Source organism: Planococcus halocryophilus (assembly GCF_001687585.2).
Lineage (GTDB): Bacteria > Bacillota > Bacilli > Bacillales_A > Planococcaceae > Planococcus > Planococcus halocryophilus.
On the sequence record NZ_CP016537.2, the window covers coordinates 1,612,050 to 1,629,827 of the forward strand.

The 17,778-nt window shown below is 37.8% G+C and carries 23 protein-coding genes and 1 pseudogene; 21 read left to right on the forward strand and 3 right to left on the reverse strand.

The window, feature by feature from the left end; all coding sequences use genetic code 11:
• Positions 1 to 7 precede the first annotated feature (7 nt).
• Positions 8 to 1,021 (reverse strand): YeiH family protein, encoded by a 1,014-nt coding sequence (locus BBI08_RS08080; RefSeq protein ID WP_065527953.1) that lies wholly within the window; start codon positions 1,019 to 1,021, stop codon positions 8 to 10.
• Between the two features lie 105 nt (positions 1,022 to 1,126).
• On the opposite strand from BBI08_RS08080, the gene BBI08_RS08085 reads away from it, so the two are divergent.
• The 20 genes and pseudogenes from BBI08_RS08085 (at position 1,127) to BBI08_RS08175 (ending at position 14,433) form a co-directional block, all read left to right on the forward strand.
• Positions 1,127 to 2,032 (forward strand): LysR family transcriptional regulator, encoded by a 906-nt coding sequence (locus tag BBI08_RS08085; RefSeq protein WP_008499112.1) that lies wholly within the window; start codon positions 1,127 to 1,129, stop codon positions 2,030 to 2,032.
• Positions 2,033 to 2,644: 612 nt separating this feature from the next.
• Positions 2,645 to 2,860 carry a cyclic nucleotide-binding domain-containing protein gene (locus BBI08_RS17290; protein WP_236610285.1) on the forward strand — a complete coding sequence of 72 codons (216 nt, stop codon included), beginning with the start codon at positions 2,645 to 2,647 and terminating at the stop codon, positions 2,858 to 2,860.
• 48 nt (positions 2,861 to 2,908) lie between these two features.
• Positions 2,909 to 3,157: a helix-turn-helix domain-containing protein gene (locus tag BBI08_RS17295; RefSeq protein ID WP_236610286.1), complete on the forward strand. Its 249-nt coding sequence runs from the start codon at positions 2,909 to 2,911 to the stop codon at positions 3,155 to 3,157.
• A 395-nt stretch (positions 3,158 to 3,552) separates the two neighbouring features.
• Positions 3,553 to 3,915 (forward strand): hypothetical protein, encoded by a 363-nt coding sequence (locus BBI08_RS08095; protein ID WP_065527954.1) that lies wholly within the window; start codon positions 3,553 to 3,555, stop codon positions 3,913 to 3,915.
• A 151-nt stretch (positions 3,916 to 4,066) separates the two neighbouring features.
• Positions 4,067 to 4,207, forward strand: coding sequence for a hypothetical protein (locus BBI08_RS17005; protein WP_008499115.1), 141 nt, complete (start codon positions 4,067 to 4,069; stop codon positions 4,205 to 4,207).
• Between the two features lie 146 nt (positions 4,208 to 4,353).
• Positions 4,354 to 4,755, forward strand: coding sequence for a hypothetical protein (locus BBI08_RS08100; RefSeq protein WP_008499116.1), 402 nt, complete (start codon positions 4,354 to 4,356; stop codon positions 4,753 to 4,755).
• Between the two features lie 192 nt (positions 4,756 to 4,947).
• Positions 4,948 to 5,112, forward strand: coding sequence for a hypothetical protein (locus BBI08_RS17010; protein ID WP_008499117.1), 165 nt, complete (start codon positions 4,948 to 4,950; stop codon positions 5,110 to 5,112).
• A gap of 204 nt (positions 5,113 to 5,316) precedes the next feature.
• On the forward strand, positions 5,317 to 5,712 hold the full coding sequence (locus tag BBI08_RS08110; protein ID WP_051041719.1) for a hypothetical protein: 396 nt from the start codon (positions 5,317 to 5,319) through the stop codon (positions 5,710 to 5,712).
• A 375-nt stretch (positions 5,713 to 6,087) separates the two neighbouring features.
• Entirely contained in the window at positions 6,088 to 6,252 is a 165-nt protein-coding gene (locus BBI08_RS17015) for a hypothetical protein (protein ID WP_008499120.1), read from the forward strand.
• Positions 6,227 to 6,439, forward strand: a complete 213-nt coding sequence (locus BBI08_RS08115; RefSeq protein ID WP_008499121.1) for a hypothetical protein — start codon at positions 6,227 to 6,229, stop codon at positions 6,437 to 6,439. Before BBI08_RS17015 ends, BBI08_RS08115 begins: the two co-directional genes overlap by 26 nt.
• Before the next feature lie 521 nt (positions 6,440 to 6,960).
• Positions 6,961 to 7,521 (forward strand): SAP domain-containing protein, encoded by a 561-nt coding sequence (locus BBI08_RS17440; protein WP_040851286.1) that lies wholly within the window; start codon positions 6,961 to 6,963, stop codon positions 7,519 to 7,521.
• The gene (locus tag BBI08_RS08125; RefSeq protein WP_169819296.1) at positions 7,439 to 7,951 is read left to right on the forward strand and encodes a hypothetical protein; all 513 of its coding nucleotides are present in this window, start codon (positions 7,439 to 7,441) and stop codon (positions 7,949 to 7,951) included. Before BBI08_RS17440 ends, BBI08_RS08125 begins: the two co-directional genes overlap by 83 nt.
• A gap of 565 nt (positions 7,952 to 8,516) precedes the next feature.
• On the forward strand, positions 8,517 to 8,999 hold the full coding sequence (locus BBI08_RS08130; protein ID WP_040851288.1) for a hypothetical protein: 483 nt from the start codon (positions 8,517 to 8,519) through the stop codon (positions 8,997 to 8,999).
• 146 nt (positions 9,000 to 9,145) lie between these two features.
• Entirely contained in the window at positions 9,146 to 9,649 is a 504-nt protein-coding gene (locus BBI08_RS08135) for a hypothetical protein (RefSeq protein WP_008499125.1), read from the forward strand.
• A 269-nt stretch (positions 9,650 to 9,918) separates the two neighbouring features.
• Positions 9,919 to 10,368: a hypothetical protein gene (locus tag BBI08_RS08140; RefSeq protein WP_040851290.1), complete on the forward strand. Its 450-nt coding sequence runs from the start codon at positions 9,919 to 9,921 to the stop codon at positions 10,366 to 10,368.
• 1,120 nt (positions 10,369 to 11,488) lie between these two features.
• Positions 11,489 to 11,878, forward strand: a complete 390-nt coding sequence (locus BBI08_RS08150) for a hypothetical protein (RefSeq protein WP_008499126.1) — start codon at positions 11,489 to 11,491, stop codon at positions 11,876 to 11,878.
• A gap of 187 nt (positions 11,879 to 12,065) precedes the next feature.
• Positions 12,066 to 12,572, forward strand: a pseudogene (locus tag BBI08_RS16890) (DUF3916 domain-containing protein).
• 402 nt (positions 12,573 to 12,974) lie between these two features.
• Complete coding sequence (locus BBI08_RS08165; protein ID WP_008499129.1) at positions 12,975 to 13,274, forward strand: hypothetical protein; 300 nt, start codon at positions 12,975 to 12,977, stop codon at positions 13,272 to 13,274.
• Positions 13,275 to 13,500: 226 nt separating this feature from the next.
• Entirely contained in the window at positions 13,501 to 13,920 is a 420-nt protein-coding gene (locus tag BBI08_RS08170; protein WP_065527956.1) for a hypothetical protein, read from the forward strand.
• A 162-nt stretch (positions 13,921 to 14,082) separates the two neighbouring features.
• Positions 14,083 to 14,433 (forward strand): hypothetical protein, encoded by a 351-nt coding sequence (locus BBI08_RS08175; protein ID WP_008499131.1) that lies wholly within the window; start codon positions 14,083 to 14,085, stop codon positions 14,431 to 14,433.
• A gap of 54 nt (positions 14,434 to 14,487) precedes the next feature.
• Here the strand turns inward: BBI08_RS08175 and BBI08_RS08180 are convergent, their stop codons facing one another.
• The gene (locus BBI08_RS08180) at positions 14,488 to 14,886 is read right to left on the reverse strand and encodes a hypothetical protein (protein ID WP_040851295.1); all 399 of its coding nucleotides are present in this window, start codon (positions 14,884 to 14,886) and stop codon (positions 14,488 to 14,490) included.
• Between the two features lie 140 nt (positions 14,887 to 15,026).
• Complete coding sequence (locus BBI08_RS08185; protein WP_065527957.1) at positions 15,027 to 15,827, reverse strand: GNAT family N-acetyltransferase; 801 nt, start codon at positions 15,825 to 15,827, stop codon at positions 15,027 to 15,029.
• Between the two features lie 421 nt (positions 15,828 to 16,248).
• Between BBI08_RS08185 and BBI08_RS17120 the strand changes: the two genes are divergently transcribed.
• The gene (locus BBI08_RS17120; RefSeq protein WP_008496315.1) at positions 16,249 to 17,610 is read left to right on the forward strand and encodes a hypothetical protein; all 1,362 of its coding nucleotides are present in this window, start codon (positions 16,249 to 16,251) and stop codon (positions 17,608 to 17,610) included.
• Positions 17,611 to 17,778: the final 168 nt, after the last annotated feature.

A 17,778-nucleotide genomic window follows, 5' to 3' on the forward strand; every position in this document is an offset into this window, starting at 1 on the left:
AATTATATCAAATTATAAAATACGTTAAGACGGACAATAAAACGGATGTAATGGTCATTGTAGCGAGCGGCAAGAGAGCACGTTCTCGCAAATCCCGTAAGCTGACATTTAAGCCGAGTCCAACCATTGCAGCTGTTAGTAACCAAGTCGTTGCAGTTGAAACAAAGTCACGTAAAGATTCTGGGAACGGAACGACAGGACCCAATACATAACTGCCTAATACGCTGAGGAAGATAAAGCCTAGAAGAAACCAAGGAAAGTCGACTTTCGCTGTAGTTTCTTCGCCTTTGTTTTTCCGTTTCATCATGAAAATAAAAATAAAACAAAGCGGAACTAGTAAAAAGACACGACCTAGTTTTCCAAGTAAAGCCATAGCGAGCCCATCTTCTCCAGCAGGAGCACCGGCTAATGCCACGTGAGCAATTTCATGTAAACTGATGCCAACCCACATGCCATATTCAATGTCATCAAGCGGTAAGAACGGACGAATGATGGTATAACTTATGGCAAATATCGTCCCCATGAGCGCAATGATGCCGACACCAATCGCGGTGTCTTCATCTTTTGCTTTAATGATTGGAGCAATAGCAGCAATTGCGGCTGCACCACAAACACCAGTGCCGACACCAAGAAGTAACGAAATCGTTTGATCGGCTTTAAAGCGTTTGGCTAGCCAAACAGTTAATAAAATCGCAAAAGCAATAACTCCAACATCACGTACTAAAAGCCAAAGACCATCGCTCAATACGGTATTAATGTTTAGTTTTAATCCGTATAAAATGATAGCGACACGTAGTAATTGTTTTGTGGAAAACGTGATCCCGGACCGAATAGCAGATGGATACCCGAAAAGCTGTCGGTAAAAAACCGCGATAATAATAGCGCACGCCAGTTGGCCAATTTGATCAAAACCTGGCACTTGAGCTAATAGAAAACCTAAAAAAGCGAGTAAAAACGTAAATAACACACCACCGAGCAATGCGGCTTTAGGTGATGTTGATTTAGTAAAAAGTGCAGACATAGTAAAACCTCCTGCAATAAGCATAGAAAAAGAGTATGCATTAGTAAAATAAATATATAAAATGAGTATCATAAGCAAAATTGAATGTGAGGAGGGTGTAAGAAAGTGGATCAGCAATTAGAAGTGTTTATCAAAGTGGTTGAAAAGAAAAACTTCTCCAAAGCAGCAGAAGAGTTGCATATGACACAACCCGCTGTTAGCCAGTACATTCGGTCTTTAGAAGAGTCGACAGGAGTAAAACTACTAGAGCGAACCAATAAGTACGTACGGCTGAATAAAGCAGGCGAAATTGTCTTCCATCATGCACTCGAAATCAAGGAATTGTATGCAAAAATGAATCACTTGTTAGATGATTTGACTAACAAAGCGAGCGGTTCTATTGCAATTGGTGCAAGTTATACATTTGGCGAATACTTATTGCCAGCAATCATCGCTGAAGCCAAAGAACAATATCCAGACATCAAACCAACTGTCACTATTGGCAATACCACGACGATCGCTGCATTAGTACTAAATCATCAACTAGATGTGGGAATTGTCGAAGGCCATTTTAAAGGCGTCAAAGAATTAAAAACTGAGCCTTTTGCAAAAGATCGAATGGTCATCGTAGCGCCAGCAAATCACCCATTGACCGAACGTGAAAATCCTATCTTAATCAAGGAACTAACAGAAGAAACTTGGATATTGAGAGAGTTAGGATCCGGTACACGAGAAGCGGCAGAAGCAGTCTTTGAAAAATTTGAACTGTCACCCCAAGCCATTATGCACTTTAGCAGCACTCAGCCAATAAAAGCCATGGTTGAAGCAGGGATCGGAATTAGCTTGTTATCAGAATGGGCGATTCAAAAAGAACTGAAATACGGAGATATAAAAGTATTAAACGTCAAAGAAATGCCTTATACACGAGACTTTTCGATCGTAACTCGGTCACCGTTTCAAACAAAAGCATTGTCGGAATTTCTTAAGCTATTAAAAAATCATAAAGAAGTGACCGATTTTAAAGTTGAATAACTATTGCTGCTTGTTTAGTTCGTAAAGGTCTAGGGGAAAATAGCGAACGTTTGGAAAGTGTGTTGACACGTTTACGAACGGTTTTCTATTTAAAGATGAACTAGGTCTCATTTTGCTTCTTTTTTAAAGGTCAACTTGTTTTAGTTGGCATACAGCACATTTAAATTACTGTCCAACTGTAAAAGTCATTTAAACAACTTTCGGATAATTAGTTGTTTCATTCATTTTTACAATATCAGCTTAAAAGAAATCTGAATAAAATAAGTATTCGAATAACCTTTACATTTATTCGAACTAATTATGGTTTTAAAGTATAAAAAAATAAACATATAGTCTTGTTATTTATAAATTAAGCGATTTCCCTCTAGAAAATAGATAATTAAAAACCGGAACTTATCTCTCTTGATTAAAAAAGCACTAATCATCAATTTTAAACAGTTAAAGCGGAAGGAATGGGCTAAATGGTTGATACAGGAAGCGTAGATGCAATGACAGGAATGGAAGAATTGCTGTCGATACGCCATCTAGCCAAAGAAATAAAAAGGTAATTATTTATTCTGTTAATTAAATGCCGTCAGTGGGTTCTTCATCATTCGCTCCCGCAAAATCCGGATAGAAAAAGTAACGCCGGACGGCCAGGAACTTACGCTGAAGATCTGCGGCCCTTCCCAAATGGTCGGAGAAGCGACCATTTTTTCTAAGGCACCAAAATACATGCTGGATGCACGTGCGATTGAAGATACGGTATGTCTTCATATTCAGATAAATGATCTTGAAGAGGCATTACTGTCCATTGCCTTTATGAAATCGATAGGCATTGATCAGTAGAAGACCCAGACAAAATTCCGGAACTTGCTGCTGCATGGCAAAAAAGAAGTGTTGTATTCGACGCTAATCAGACTTTCCAATAGCTATGTCTTACAAACAGAAAAAGGAACATTGATTAATCTGATGCTGACCAACCAGGACTTGGAAAATTTCTGCGTAATGACGAGAGAAGTGGTCACCCGGATACTGAGTGATCTGAAAAAGCGCGAAATACTGACCTTAAGTGAAGGGAAAATCCTTCTCCATGACATTGAACATTTAAAGTCAAAAATAAATTGTGAAAACTGTCCAATCTAATTATGCAAAATCGATTAGCAGAAGCGCTTGCACATCAGGTTGAATTTCGCCTGAAGTTTGTCAATCTTTTAGAAAAATTCCCGTATGTGAGAAATGTCACCGTATCAAACGAGAGGCTATTATAGACTGTAAGTAAGTGGGATATGCATCTTATTTTTTTGAATGTTAACGTGGGGAGGACTTAGGTGGCAAGAACAGATCCACCATTGGTACGCAAACAAAGTTATGGAAGAGTGCAGAAGCAATAGGGCATGAAATGCATTGCGTTTGATAAAGATTCCACAAACCTTTCGAGGATTTTGCAAAACGCCTTTCCGAAGCGTTCTGTAGACTGGGATTAATGAAATGAGCAGAGGACAATACAATAAGGGTTGAGTAATAGGAGAGATGTGAAAATGGAACGGATGGAGCAATTGCCTCAACAATCGGTTGGCTACTATTTCCTCAGATCCAAAGATGTGCATGTTGAAGATAGAAGAGCTTTTATCACTTTCTTTATTCGCCTGACAAGAGAAACTTCCTTTAAAAAAGAGGAGAAAAAACAGACCCGAATTCAGGCCATATGGGTGGACATCGATGAGGTGATGTTGGGACACGCATCTGAAAAAGCGAAAGCAATGCTGAATGGCATGCAGCGATATGAACTCACACAAAATGTCTTCTATAGCTTATGTCAATTATCGAAGAGTTGTCCTAAAGAGCTTTTTTACAACACTCCCTATCACCTGAAATCCACAAGTAAGAAATTCATTACCTGAAATCGCATTCTAAATGGCCAGAGCAGGCACAAACGGAATCCAGATTTAGGTGTATTTTTTTAATCAAATAAGAATTTGGAATAATTGCTCTTCTATTCGCCAACTATGTAACTAATGAGTGTAAAGAACAATACTGAGGAGGATGAATCGGATGACTGCTATTTTAAAAGAAGAAACAAGAATGGATAAGCAAACTAAAAGCTATTTGCAGCTATACGAGGAGTATATCTGCGGATACAAACAGTACAAAATGGAAAAAGCTGTTCTGTGCGCTAAAACAGCGAAGACCTAACGTGTTGAGAAATGACACCAATTTAACTAAACGTTGTATCGGAGATTCGCTATCCCTGATCCAGCTTAGCAGAACAAATGCTGTGCACTTTAGAAAGAAGCGCCGATTATCAATTCTGTAAATTAAAAGCGGAAGGGGTGGTCTAAGTGGCAGGAACAGATTCATTGGCACAGGCAGCAGCGGAAATAAGCCAGTTAATGAACACAGAAGTTGAATGGAGTTCGGGAATATGGCGTTTTAGGAAGAAACGAGCAGTCAAACTGGAGACCAGCACATCCGGTTTTTACTATTCACTGAATATAGAAGTATCCTTTTACGGAATTCTGGATGGCAGGTCTGCTGTTAACATGGCTGAAGTTTTCCTGCTGTCTGAAGAAGTTCCCATAATAACGTCAGCGCTCAGACAAGACGCCTTCTTATTTCCGACACATTACTTGCAACAGGTGATGACGATGGCACATGGATTGTGCTGTCTGCAACTCGAATCGCTCGAACCCGCTGAACATTTTGTAGGACGTCTGTATGAGGCGCTGTTGGTTCTTGAATAGCAAGTTCCGATCATTACAAGAAACCCTTGATTTGCCCAATGCCCTGCAGTTATGCACCATTGGTATGGATGAAAGAGTGCGGATGCTTGTATTTGAAGAATATGCAGAAAATAAAAGTGATGATATGAAACTGCAAAAGAGGACTCCTGAACCATCGACTGGAAGAAGATCATGAAACGGGAGGTAACTGAAATGTTATCAGAAAAAGTGGATTTTAAGCTTCTGGAATTTGTTCAAACTGCCGACGGTAAAACTTTTTCTATCGGCTTTCTGGACAACGAAAATAAAAAAACTCTTTCTAAAAAGACAGCTTACTCCATGTATAAAAAAGGTCAAATTATAAAAAAATCAGAATAAATTGAAGGTACAGCTGTATTTGAGAATTCACTTCATTATTTAACAAATTTTTAAAAGGGTCTCATTCTGATGAATAGGTAGTCAACACGGACTCCTACGATAAAAGTGGTTGAGGTTCTGTTAATTCAAAATTATTCCCCTGTTCGGAGCAGGTTTCGTTTTCATAAAGAACCTCATGGAAAAGGGAAAAGGAGAACCCAAATAATGATGCAAAAACAGTTGATTCCCCAGAGGTCAGTCACTTATTACTTTCTCAAATCCAAAGATGTACACATGGAAAATGGGAGGACCGCGATTACGTTATTCGTCAGGTTAGCGCGAGAAATCACTACTTTCACGGGCAGGGAGAAACAGACACAAGTTGAAACATTTTGGGTCGAACTCGAGGATATAGCGATGGAACAGGCAGCTGAAAAAGTGAAGGCCTTGCCGAATTGCATGGAGAAATACGAGGTGTCTGAACAAGTATTTCGACATTTACTGCAACTGTCCAAAAGGTGTCCGAACGAACTGCATGGCCTTATTCCTTATTACGTGAAGGCAAACCGGGAGATGTTCCTTCCGTGGCAGGAGTTGGAACAAAGCTGGGAGAATTGCTGAACGGAAGTTGCCGGTAGAAGAACCGGATGGAAATGTCGGCAGCCATCAAAAGACAATGATTCTTTGTTGAGCCATTGCCGCGGCAATAGAAAAGGAAGATGGACAGATTGGGTGTTGCGGTAAAGAATCCTTTAAAAATGGCGCATGTAAATAAGCGGCGTCTGCAATCGTACAAAGAGTTCATCCGAGGCTATAAACAATACAAAGAAGAGAAAGAAAAAATGCTCAAAGTTACATAGGAACTGATTCATAGAATGTCTCCAAGATGCGGATGTGCGCTTGTTGCACGGAGAGACTTCTGAGGAATTCAAGTAGCCGGCACAAAAGAAAAAATCCAAATGCTAAAACAGACGATTCGAGGAGGAAGAATAGCTCATGGAAAACTATCAATCTGCGGAAGCAAAAGATACATTCAGTTGGGACATCTGCGACTACGAGGAATACATCGCCGGGTACAAATTGTATAAGCAATTAAAGAAAAAATGGGATGCCATTGAAAAAGAGGAGACTCCAGATGCCATCCAGCGAATACTTGGCTAAGTTCAGTGATGACGATGTCTATACGATGCTCTATCTTTATCACCTCAAAGGCAAGTCACTGGAAGATTTGAAGTGCCGATTTTCAATCGGACAAGAAGCTCTTCAAGGTTTTTTAGGAGGGTGGCACCGAAAAGAATATTACAAGAGTTTTAAAGTGGTTGAAAAAATACTCCAAGACGAAAAATAGACGGCGGGGAATGAGAAGGAAATGCTGTCTGGAATCTCCCTTTTTTTGGCCAAGTAAAAAACGCCACAATAGATTCTCTAAAAAGAGAAGAAACGATCAGTATCCACTAAAAGATTTTTCGATAAAGTATTATTAAAAAGTAGCTAACATATGATACCTTATCGGAAGTCATACATAAAGCAAAGGGAGATGCTGGCTATTAGCATCTCCCTTTGCTTTATAGAAATTCTCATAACCTGTGATATGTAGACTAGAACTGTATAGAGCGTGAATACGGAATCTACGAAAATGTTATTATTTATAATAGGCAATCAGCCCGTTGTCAGTTACGAAGCCCTCGATAAAAAAATATTAAGGAGTATTGTCATGACGAAATTTAGCCCGCCTGCAATAAACACCAATCTTATGTAAACGATTCTTTAGAAACCTTTTCTGGTCATACACACTCGATAGACTCGTTTAAAGCGAGAGATATATTTCTTGATTTTATTCAAGTAGTTTCAAATTTACAAGAAAATGAATTGATAAGAGAGAACCTACCTAAAGAAATATTAAAGCATTTAACGGTTGTAGAAATGAAAGTTATCCTTAAGGCAATATCTAAACCAGTTAAAGGCACGAAAGATGTATTAATTAATAGGATACAGACTCATGCAAGTGATGAAGATATTCGTAATCATACAGATAAGAGTTGTTTTGTTCTTACAGAACTCGGTTTAGAGGCGCTGGAAAAGTATAAGAATGTCCTTTGGATACATAAAAACAAAAGGGATATTTTTAGGTATCCATTATTTTACGAGAGTAAGTTTGACGAATATTATTTTATGAATCATTGGGATTTAGATCCACCAAATACACTAATTGATTATTATGAATCAGAAAACAGTGGAATAGTGGCACGTATATATCAGATAGAAAACAATTCCGAAAAATCATTTCTTTATGGGCTCAGGAAATTAACAGAAGAAATTAATTTGCAATTAGAAAAATGTAAAGAAGTTGGTTGGTTTAACACGTGCAGGATTAGGCGAATTTCTCTCCCTTCACGCAAGTCCGGAATTAGGCGAACCTCTGTCCTCTAAAACAATCTTCAAGGGTTTGAATATTAGTGATGATAATTTTGAGAACATTTTAAAATATATCTATGACTTTGCAATAAAAGATTCTTCATTAGTTACCTTTAACAACTTTCATGAAATTATTATTGCACTATTAACCAATCCTAATGATGAACTATTTAGAGAATTACTTGGAAACTTATATCAGAGTACTAGAGAAAAATTTGGTCATGAACATTATCAAGAAGATATAAATAACTATCACCAGAAGGGGTTTGATGATGCAGAAAGAGAAGCGGAAGAAGAGGAAGAAGAGAGCTTAATGGACATATTAGATTTTTTTGGTATTGATGAAAATAGAAAGTTAGAAATGGTGTTTGAGCTGATAGATGCTCTTGATTTAGAAGTAATAAAGGAAATAAAAGTGAAAATTGACAATAGACTTACGAATTAAATATTATTTAAAACTAGAAGGGCAGAAGTTTTTATTTTCTTTGTCCTTTTGTTTTTTTGTACTTCATCTTTTGTAGTAAATCTATCCTTTGGGCTTTTCCAAATGCACATTTGTAAACTGCTAACCGGCGATGGAGCCCCCAAGAATCTGGGGATTGGAGGTTGATTTATAAAAGTATTTGGCGTTCTTTGTGGTGTCTTAAGGAGCTACGTCCTGGGAATGGCTGATTTACAATGCAGGTAGTCGATATTACTTAGAGGCCGATGAATAAACCGCTAAGAGGTATTTTTAAAAAGCATGGGCTAAAAAGGTTTACATATTACAGGATTATCGGAATAGAAAAAGCTACCTGTCGCTTTTTCTTTTTTTGTGTCTGAAAAAGTGTACTTTTACGAACGCTTTATTAGGATGCGTTTAAAATTCAATAATTTAACAATAAGTATCTGTATAATGTGATAATCTATAATAAAAAAAATTTAGAGATTAACAGATGTAAAGCTCTAGTTTTTCCTCGATGGAGTCTAGTTAAAAAAGAAAATGATTTGTAGTGAGAGGAAGGACGAGAATGAAATCCATGCGTGTGACAAAGTACAAGCCTCAAAACAGGGATGAGAAGGGTCTCTACACCTTAGTGGACGAATGGACCAGTATATCTGATGTCGGAAAGAAGTATCATGGCCAAATTTTTACGATGGAGCAATATCTGGCGACCGAAGAAAAATATATCCAAGCTGTTGAAGTACTCATGCAAAAAGCTAAGGTCAATCACCTGAAAATGCTGGATCTGGAAAATCATTCACATGATACCGCATTAAACTTGTCCGAAGGCAAGACCATTCCTATTACCTTGGTCAGGGAGTTGGTCAAGATGATTCTCAGGGAAGAGGTCTGGGGGAGACTGGTTGCCAAAAATCAGTTTGAGATCCATTTCGGCTACGATTACTATATGTATTTTGTGGGCGAAAGTCTGTCGGAGGACATTATTGAGGAACTTAGTAAAATCGACAGCTTGTATGTAGAAGATGTGCAATCTCCTCACTTTGATTAATGAAGTATAAGTACCACCGCCAAAACAACTGAATACTTCTGTGAAACGAATGTAACTTAAGTGCAGTTAAGTTATATTCAAATTCAATCAAGAATTACAGCTAAAAATGTAAAGCAGGATGGATAGGCGCAAAGGAGAAAATTTCAATGGATAAAAAGAAACTGAAAGCCATGCTGCTGTATGGCTTGGCAGACTTACTTGCAGATCATGGGTTTAAAAAAAGGATTACTAACCAAAGTTTCTATAAAAAAACAGAAGATGGAAAGATCAGCATTCACCTGACCTCCATCAACCATTTCGATGATTTTGATGTGACAGTGAATTTTGCAATTCGACTTAACGATGTGGAAGATATCTTGAATGAAATTGACCATCCCATGACTCCTTCCAAAAAACGAGATACATATACGCTCGGAGCAGAACTTGGCAATATCACTGAAGAAGGGCAGAAACGATGGACCATTGAAAACGAGGAAGATGTAAAAATTGCAATGCGCGAAATTTATTCGGGAATCCTGTCGGTATTCTTTCCCGTTATTGAGAAATACACATCAAAGGAAAGTGTCTATGAGCTTGCCATTAAAGATCAAAAAGAGTCCCGCATTTTCTGGGGGGTCTATATGATCGGGCTAGATGCGCCGTCGTTTTAGCTGGAATCCTTCAGAAGGGTAACGATACCCGCATGGAGTTAATTCGAAAGAATGAAGAGATTCTTAGGGACATTGAAGACCTTCATCTAGATTGGTTTTTAGAATTTGCAGAACGATTTAAACGATAAATTTTAAAAAAGAAAGTTTCAATTTAACCCTATAATAAAAAATTGTTGATTACAGCCTTTAACAATTGAATGTAACTTATTTTGAATTAAGTTACATTCAAAATGTTTAACTAGTTAATTTTGTAGGAGGAGATGTGGTCGATGCTTAAAAGTATCTTTATCTACGCCTTATGGGCTGCATTTTTTTCAATGCCTTTTATCATCTTTAGTACTTACTCCGGCTTTATTATGGGTGGACCTGCAGGATTTATGGGATTACTAAATACCCTGTGCTATATCCTTTTATGGATTTTACTTAGTTATTTTTTGGGAAAAAAGCTTCTCAACCACTTTATCGTATTTGTTGTTGCTTACTGGGGCATACTGCTTCTCATATACTTACTTGCTACCACTGTTGAGGCATTTTCAAATAATTATTTCATTCTTGCTTCAATTTTTTTAATTAGCCCTTTCTATGGGTTAACCTCTATATTTCCAATTCCCGAATTCACTTTCGTATTTATTCCGATCTTTACTTTACTTTGTTCAATAAGCTATCTCTTGGGTAGAAGAAATAATCTTAAATTAACAAAAATCGATTTTCGAATGTAACTTAATAGCAATTAAGTTACATTCGAAGTACTTGATTTATCCGAATGCTAGTAACATAGGAAAAAGGAAAGTATTGAAAAATTTAAGCTATATAGCTGGTTAGCAACCAGCAGTGATCATTATGATTATTAAAATTGACGGCTATTTCAATCAAGCCTTATTGATCGGTAAAAAAAATTCCAAGCAGCAATTGAGGCAAATGTACCGATAAGCAGACCAATTAACTTTTGAGACTCGTGACTTTGCCAATGTGTTTTGCCGCCTTCATAACTTTGATCAAATTCCGTATTCAGAGGATATAGAAGTTGATTTTGTCTTGGATACGGATATCGGCAGGGTCTACTCTCCGAATTATTAAGTTTTAGGAACTATTTTTCAAGACTTTTCGTTAGATATGAATGTAGTTTATTACTAAGTAAGTTACATTCAAATTTCGAATCTCACTGAATTCATTCGATAACTAAGCAGCAAAAGTGTAGAAAAGGGGATGTAAGAATAGTCATGTGGCTAGAAACCGTGTATATTTTTCTTTACTATTTTAGCTTGATGTATTTGCCGTGGATATTGTTGATGATATCAGTTTACTTATTTGTTGTTGGTGTTGCTTTTGAGTCGTTACGTAGAATGATCATTGGATTTTTGGTGTTTCTGCCCAATTTGATTGCTCTTCTGTTCTTGGATATCGAACCTCTCTTGTATATCACTCTGCTCCTTCCTTTTTTTCAAGTGGTCCTTGCCATTAAGTAATATCGCCAAGAGAAGGTTAGAACGAGGGCTTAGGGAGACTCGGAGTTTTACTAATAGGAGATTTACGTGCAAGTTTACATATCGCAGCTTTTCGGAAGGCAAGAAGTTCAAGTAGGAGCTCCTTGCCTTTTAGTTTGGGAAAGTGTACTTTTACAAAGATTTTTATTCCCAAAATTATCTAGCTATTATTTTTAGTTCTGAGTATATTTAATTGTATAAGTTTCGATTTTAATTAAAAAGATAAAACATGAAAACAGCCTCAGTAATACCCAAAAGAAGTGAGTGAGTAAAGACTAGGATTCGAATGTACCTTATATGCAGTTACGTTACATTCAAATAACGAGAAAATCTTAATAAAAGGTGTTCAAGGAGATTGGATTCAAAAGACAAAATTATCGCCGAAGAAATACTGAAAAAATCCTTTATAGGCAGTCAACTTGATGGAGTAAAATTTGGCGTTGGTCCCGGAGCATTGCTTGTTTACTTCACCCATTATTCTAATCAACAACTTGATATGTTATGGGTAAACATTGAAGTAATGAAAATGACTTTACTTTCTAGCTCTGAGAAAGAAGATAGATTTCTCGGCAAAGAAATAAAAGAATTGAAGGATGATGAAGCTTTAAATTTATTAGTAGAAAATAAAAGAGGAACAGTAGTTAATATCCAAGTAGGAAGTGACTCCCCTCATCTCTTTATAGGGTTTGAATCCGGAAAAACACTCTGTATAAATGGCGACGATGACAATTATGAGTGTTGGTAAGCCGGTGATGGTTATGGATATACCGGAGAAAATTGGTTAGTGGTTGCAGTTCCAGGAAATGATCTAGCAATTTGGAATTCCAATGTAACTTAATGGTAAGGAAGTTACATTCAGATTCAATATAATTGGGTTTTATCAATCCCCATACTTTAATTATGCTTGATACTAATAGTGAGGAGAATACTATATGCGCGAGAAAAAAATCCGGGGGATTAAACGGAAGATTGAGGAAATGGTGAACCGGATCGAAGAAAATACGATGGCGTTTCCAACAGAATTCTACAACGGTTACTGGCATATGCACTTACCGGTTGGCCAAGATTTAATCAGCTCTGATAAAACACCATGGAAAGTCAAACAATTGTGCATTCTAAAGTTAGTGGATCGCGCAGCATATCTAAAAGGGGTATAGCCACATTATGAAGAAAAATATCGTGTGGGTGTTTTAATTACCTTGCCTAGTTTATGGAATTCGCAAATTATCATCTTCAAAGGGGAAGATGATGTTAAAGATTTCTTTATCAGGGATAGCGATTATTATAAATGGATTCCTCTTTCAGATAACAGATCTATTCAAACTGACTGGAAGTTAGTCATTCCTGACGATTTTGTCATATCTGGTTTTAAAGAAGTTATTGATGATGAAGATGGTTATTATGAAAGTGAAATTTGGTTTATAGGGGAAATTAAATAGAAGTTAACGGTACTTCAAGAGAAAGTGAATTTGTCAGAAAAAAAAGATTCAAAAGGCCATTGGATCAAGCTTTAAAGTTGGCATATTACCTACAATGTAAAGTAGAAAAAATTACATAACACATAAAATCATCTTATTAAACCAGAAATTCAGTAATGTCGGTTTTTCTGGTTTTATAAGTACTATCAACGCTAAAATTTAAAAGATTCTAGAAATAAAAAAACACTGATTTATTGACGATATTCAAGGGAGTGAAGGAAGTTGTCGTATTATTTTGTATTGATTTTAACGTTTACTGCTACCATCTTATGGTCCTACTATTTCTGGAAAATGATTAGGCGAAAGGGGAAGAAGAAATTCGCTTTTCACATCGTTTTTTTCAGGTACGTTATTCCAGCTCTATTGTTATTCATTTTTGGCATCACATTCATTTCTTACGCAATAGACTTGCCAGCCGTTATTGCGAAAGAACCTAACCGCTATGAAGGAACTTGCGAAATTGTTATGGAAGAACTCCATGAAGATGTCTTTACGGTTGAAGCGGTATTTGATGATACATGGGCAGAGTATGAGCATGACGAGTTTCCGAAGATCAGAAAGGGCGAATATTACTGCAAAGTGGACTATTATCCAGGTTCGAGCATCGGTACGGGACTTCAGCTTTACTTAGGACAGGATGGAGCAGTAGTTCCCACCAAATAGTCCTGCGTGCGACTACTTTAAAGGACATATGGTATACAAGCTAGTAGAAGGGACGCTTTCTTTTCTGAACCATACATACTCGCGAAATATCAAGTTATGGCCGAGTGAGAATGAATCTGATCCAACTTTATTAGTATCGGAAGAGAAAAAGCGATAGGCAGCTAAAACTTAAGTTCAGTTTAGTTACATTCAAAACTATAAAATTTCATCAAGGAGAGTGTAGGAAATGACGAAAAAAAAGAAGCAAAAGAAAAAAGACAAAGAGATACATTACGATTTCGATCCATATTTTTCAAAAAAAGCAAAAATGGAAATCAAAATCGATGAAGTTGGCGTTTCATTTGTCGGAAATTCGGAAGGATACCTTTCACTGTCCAGGTTCTTTAGCTATTTAGCAGAGGTCCATACGTCGATTCGAGAGGAATCTCCTCAACCAGAAGGAACAAATACGGTACAAGGATATGGAGCTTACCATTTCAAAGACTACGTGATGGAAGAAAAAATTCAGCAAGGAGATTACATCTTTAACCCTGGACCCATTAGCAAATTAAAACCTAAGAACCATGAGCAAGATGTGTTATTTTGGTTATCAGATGTAACGGGTCCTGCTTTTTGGCAAGAAGATGACGAAAAGAAAGAAAAATAATATGCTTTAAAATCAATTGAAAACGATGAGATCTGAATGTAACTGTTCCATTCACAAGGCCAGTAAATTCTAAAGAGATGATAATCGTCTTACTAAAATTCTCCCTATTTTGTAACTAAGTGCATACTTATTCTGTCTCAATAGACAAAGGGGGAATCAAGGATGAAATATTATGTTATCTATCTGCTTTTATGTTTGACGATAGTAAGTGGCTGTTCATCAAATGCCCAAGATGCAAGTGATGTATCGACTGAAGAAGTTTCTTATGTAGCGTTTTTAAATATAGATGGGAATAATTATTTCTCTTACGACCTTGCTGAAAAAGGGGAGTATACCATCGCAGAGGAATTTGGAGAAGTGCAGAAAAAAATTGAGGGAGACGTCATACCAAATGAAAATTTGACCTCGAATTACTTGCTAGAAGGAACTAAAATTTTTTCAGTAAAAGAAAATCCTGAAATTTTTTTAGCTAAAGTTCAGGATGAATACGAAATTTATAAAAAGATGCCTTAATTAATTTTTGTTGATTGTGAATGTTACTTAAGTCTAATTAAGTTACATTCACAATCAGTACTCTTCACTTAAAAATTCCTCGATGGTTTCCTTTAATTCCTTTTTTATTTCTTTAAGGGATTCATCCACAAGGTCTCCAATAATTTTACTCCCAGGTATGTTTTTCGAAACAGACAAGCCAAATATGATTCGCGCACAATTCCATATCGTAATAACATGCAAGTTAATCCGTTCGCCATCTGGATCAATTTTATCTGCTATTCCGATGCAAATAGTAGAGCAGTAGCCTGGCTGGAAATGATTTGAACCATCAATATCAAACTCAGCGTAAAACTCAAGGTTTCTACTTTCAAAGATGGATGTGTCCTCCCTTACTAGATTTTCCCTTTGTATCCTTAAGGCCGATTCCATCTCTTGAATCTTTGTCTTTAGCTCTTGGGTAAAATCCTTCATTCTCCATGATTTTGTTCGTCAACAGCGCTGTTACTTCCATTTGCCAGTTTGATTAAGTTCATTCCCCTTTTGATAAAGCGAATCACGTAATCGCAAATTGACCAAAAGACCTACGGCAAACACATAGCGTGCATGTCACTTTAGTTGATTGAAATTTTAGCAAGGTAAACTTCATCATAAGCGTTGTGTTGAATCATTAAGGCTTTTCGGCGAATGCCTTCAGATTCATAGCCATTCTTTTGTAAAAAAGTTAAGGCGGGTGAATTTGTTTCCAACACAGAAACTTCTAGACGACTTATGCTTTGTGCCGCTGCCCAAGCCTCTGCTTTTTTCAGAAGTAAAGATCCGATTCCTTTGTGTTGAGAATTATTTTGAACGCCTATTCGCAAACTAGCACGATGGCTGGCTCGATGAGCTTTATATCCTTCAATCATTAAGTAACCGACGTGCTGCCCATTTAAAATTGCCAAAAGGATGAGCGAATGCCCACTTTGATTCCATTCAATGATTTGTTTTCTTGTTTTTTGTGTAGACAATAATCGTTCTCCATGTCCGTATAGAAAGAAATCTGATTCGCCTTCAATTTTTTTCTGCATGTTTGAAAGGGAATTTGCATCACCATGTCCTGCAGGACGAATTAATAAGATGTTTTCATTAGTTTTAGTATTGTCTTTATCGTTCGTCGGTTCTATTCGAACGAAGACAACGTAGCGTTTAGGTTCAACATGCTTAACGGCGTATCCTGCAGCTGTCCAAGCTAGGTAATGCTTGGCTGGTGCTTTGGTTTTTTTCCACCAACTGTAACTCAAATAAGCAACATTCGGAAGGCTTTGGCCCATGATTTTTTCGATTTCTGTAAATTGTAAAGTAATGGTTGGATTTGTCGTTGCTGAGAAATAATTTGCTAACGGGATATATTTCTTTTCAATTTTCATGTTCATGTGTGTATTTCCTCCTTGCCGGTACTCCGGAATTCTTGGTAAAAACGAAACAGCACAAGCAACTTGAAACTTGTGCCCGTGCTGATTGAATATAAATAGGGTGAGGCCAACACATTTTATTTAAATGCGACATTATGTTGGACTTGATCTTGGTTTGTCCAAACAACTTTTGTTCTTGCTAATAGAACGCAGAAAGATGAGAAATAGATTGCTTTTTTGAAAATTAGCGAGAATTTTCATGTTTATTCTATAAGAAGAGACAACTAGTTTACCCCTCGTTGTTTGGCTTATTTAAAGGAAGTCTTTAAAAAGTAGATATAAAAAAATCAATTTATTTTGTGGAAAAGTAATCTAAAGACAAACCCGTTGCGTTATGCCTGTATAACGAAAAATAAAAAAGAAAAAAAGGGAGCGATTTTAGATGAAATTAAACAAAGTACTTTTAGCCGTACCACTTAGCCTAGCCTTACTGGTACCAACGGCGGCACTTGCCGACAGCCACGGAGGACATTCTACAGCGAGCGAAGCATCCATGGAAATGGCAACAGCAACACCAGCTGCGGAATTACGCATTGCACTCGACACGACATTAACGGAGCATGCGTTCCTCGCAATCGAAGCGATGCGTAAAGGCGTCGACGGCGCAGAAGATTTTGACCAAGCAGCAGGCGCACTTTTAGCGAACGCCGATGACTTGTCTGCAGCAGTTGGTTCAGTTTACGGCGACGAAGGCGCTGCGCAATTTGACGAAGTATGGAAATCACATATCGGCTATTTCGTGGATTACGTGACAGCAACCGCTGAAGACAACCAAGAAGGCAAAGACCAAGCATTAGCAGAACTGGAAAAATACAAAGTGGAACAATCTGAGTTCTTTGATACGGCAACGGGTGGCTTACTGCCAGCGGCAGCTGTTCAAGAAGGATTGGACATGCACGTAGATCAGTTGATCAACGCGTTTGACGCATACGTTGCCGGCGATTTCGAAAAAGCATACTCATTAGAGCGTGAAGGGATTCAACACATGAGCATGTTCGCAGAAAGCTTGTCTGTCGCGATCACAACTCAGTTCCCAGACAAATTCGATAACACAAGTGCTGATACACCAGCGATTGACTTGCGTGCAACATTGAACCAAACGTTCACAGAACACGCTGGACTTGCGGTGATGGCAATGCAAGACGGTGCCGATGGCGCGGAAAGCTTTGACCAAGCAGCAGGCGCGTTACTAGCGAACGCCGATGACTTATCTGCAGCAGTTGGTTCAGTATACGGCGAAGAAGCCGGTGCTCAATTTGAAGAAACATGGAAGTCACACATTGGCTACTTTGTGGATTACGTAACAGCAACAGGTGAAGGCAACAAAGAAGGCCAAGAACAAGCACGTGCTGAACTGGATCAATACATTGTCGACCAAGCAGCATTCTTAGATGCAGCAACAGAAGGTCGCGTACCAGCAGATGCACTTGAAGAAGGCTTAACAGCACACGTTGGACAACTGCTAGGCGCATTTGATTCGTATGTAGCAGGCGACTTTGACGCTGCTTACAGCTCGATTCGCGAAGCTTATGCACATATGCAAATGCCAGCAGCAGGTTTATCTGCCGCGATTGTTGATCAATTCCCAGATCAATTTAGCGCAACAGAAATGCCATCTGAAATGCCAAAAACAGGCATGGGCGGCATGGCTGACCAAGGGTCATTCCCATTCTTATGGGTTCTTGCAGGCTTGATGTTAGCTGCATTGACCACAGTTGTAGCGGTTCGTACACGTAAACAGTAAATGAGTGTTTTCAGACAGAAGCTAGCCTGAGGGCTAGCTTTTTTTCATAGAAAATTTAATTGGAGTAATGAAATGTCATTGATTACAATACCCACAAACCCACTATCCAACTGTCTTAAAAACGGACTCAAAGATAGAGTTTTACAGAACACAAAGGAGGGATTCGTT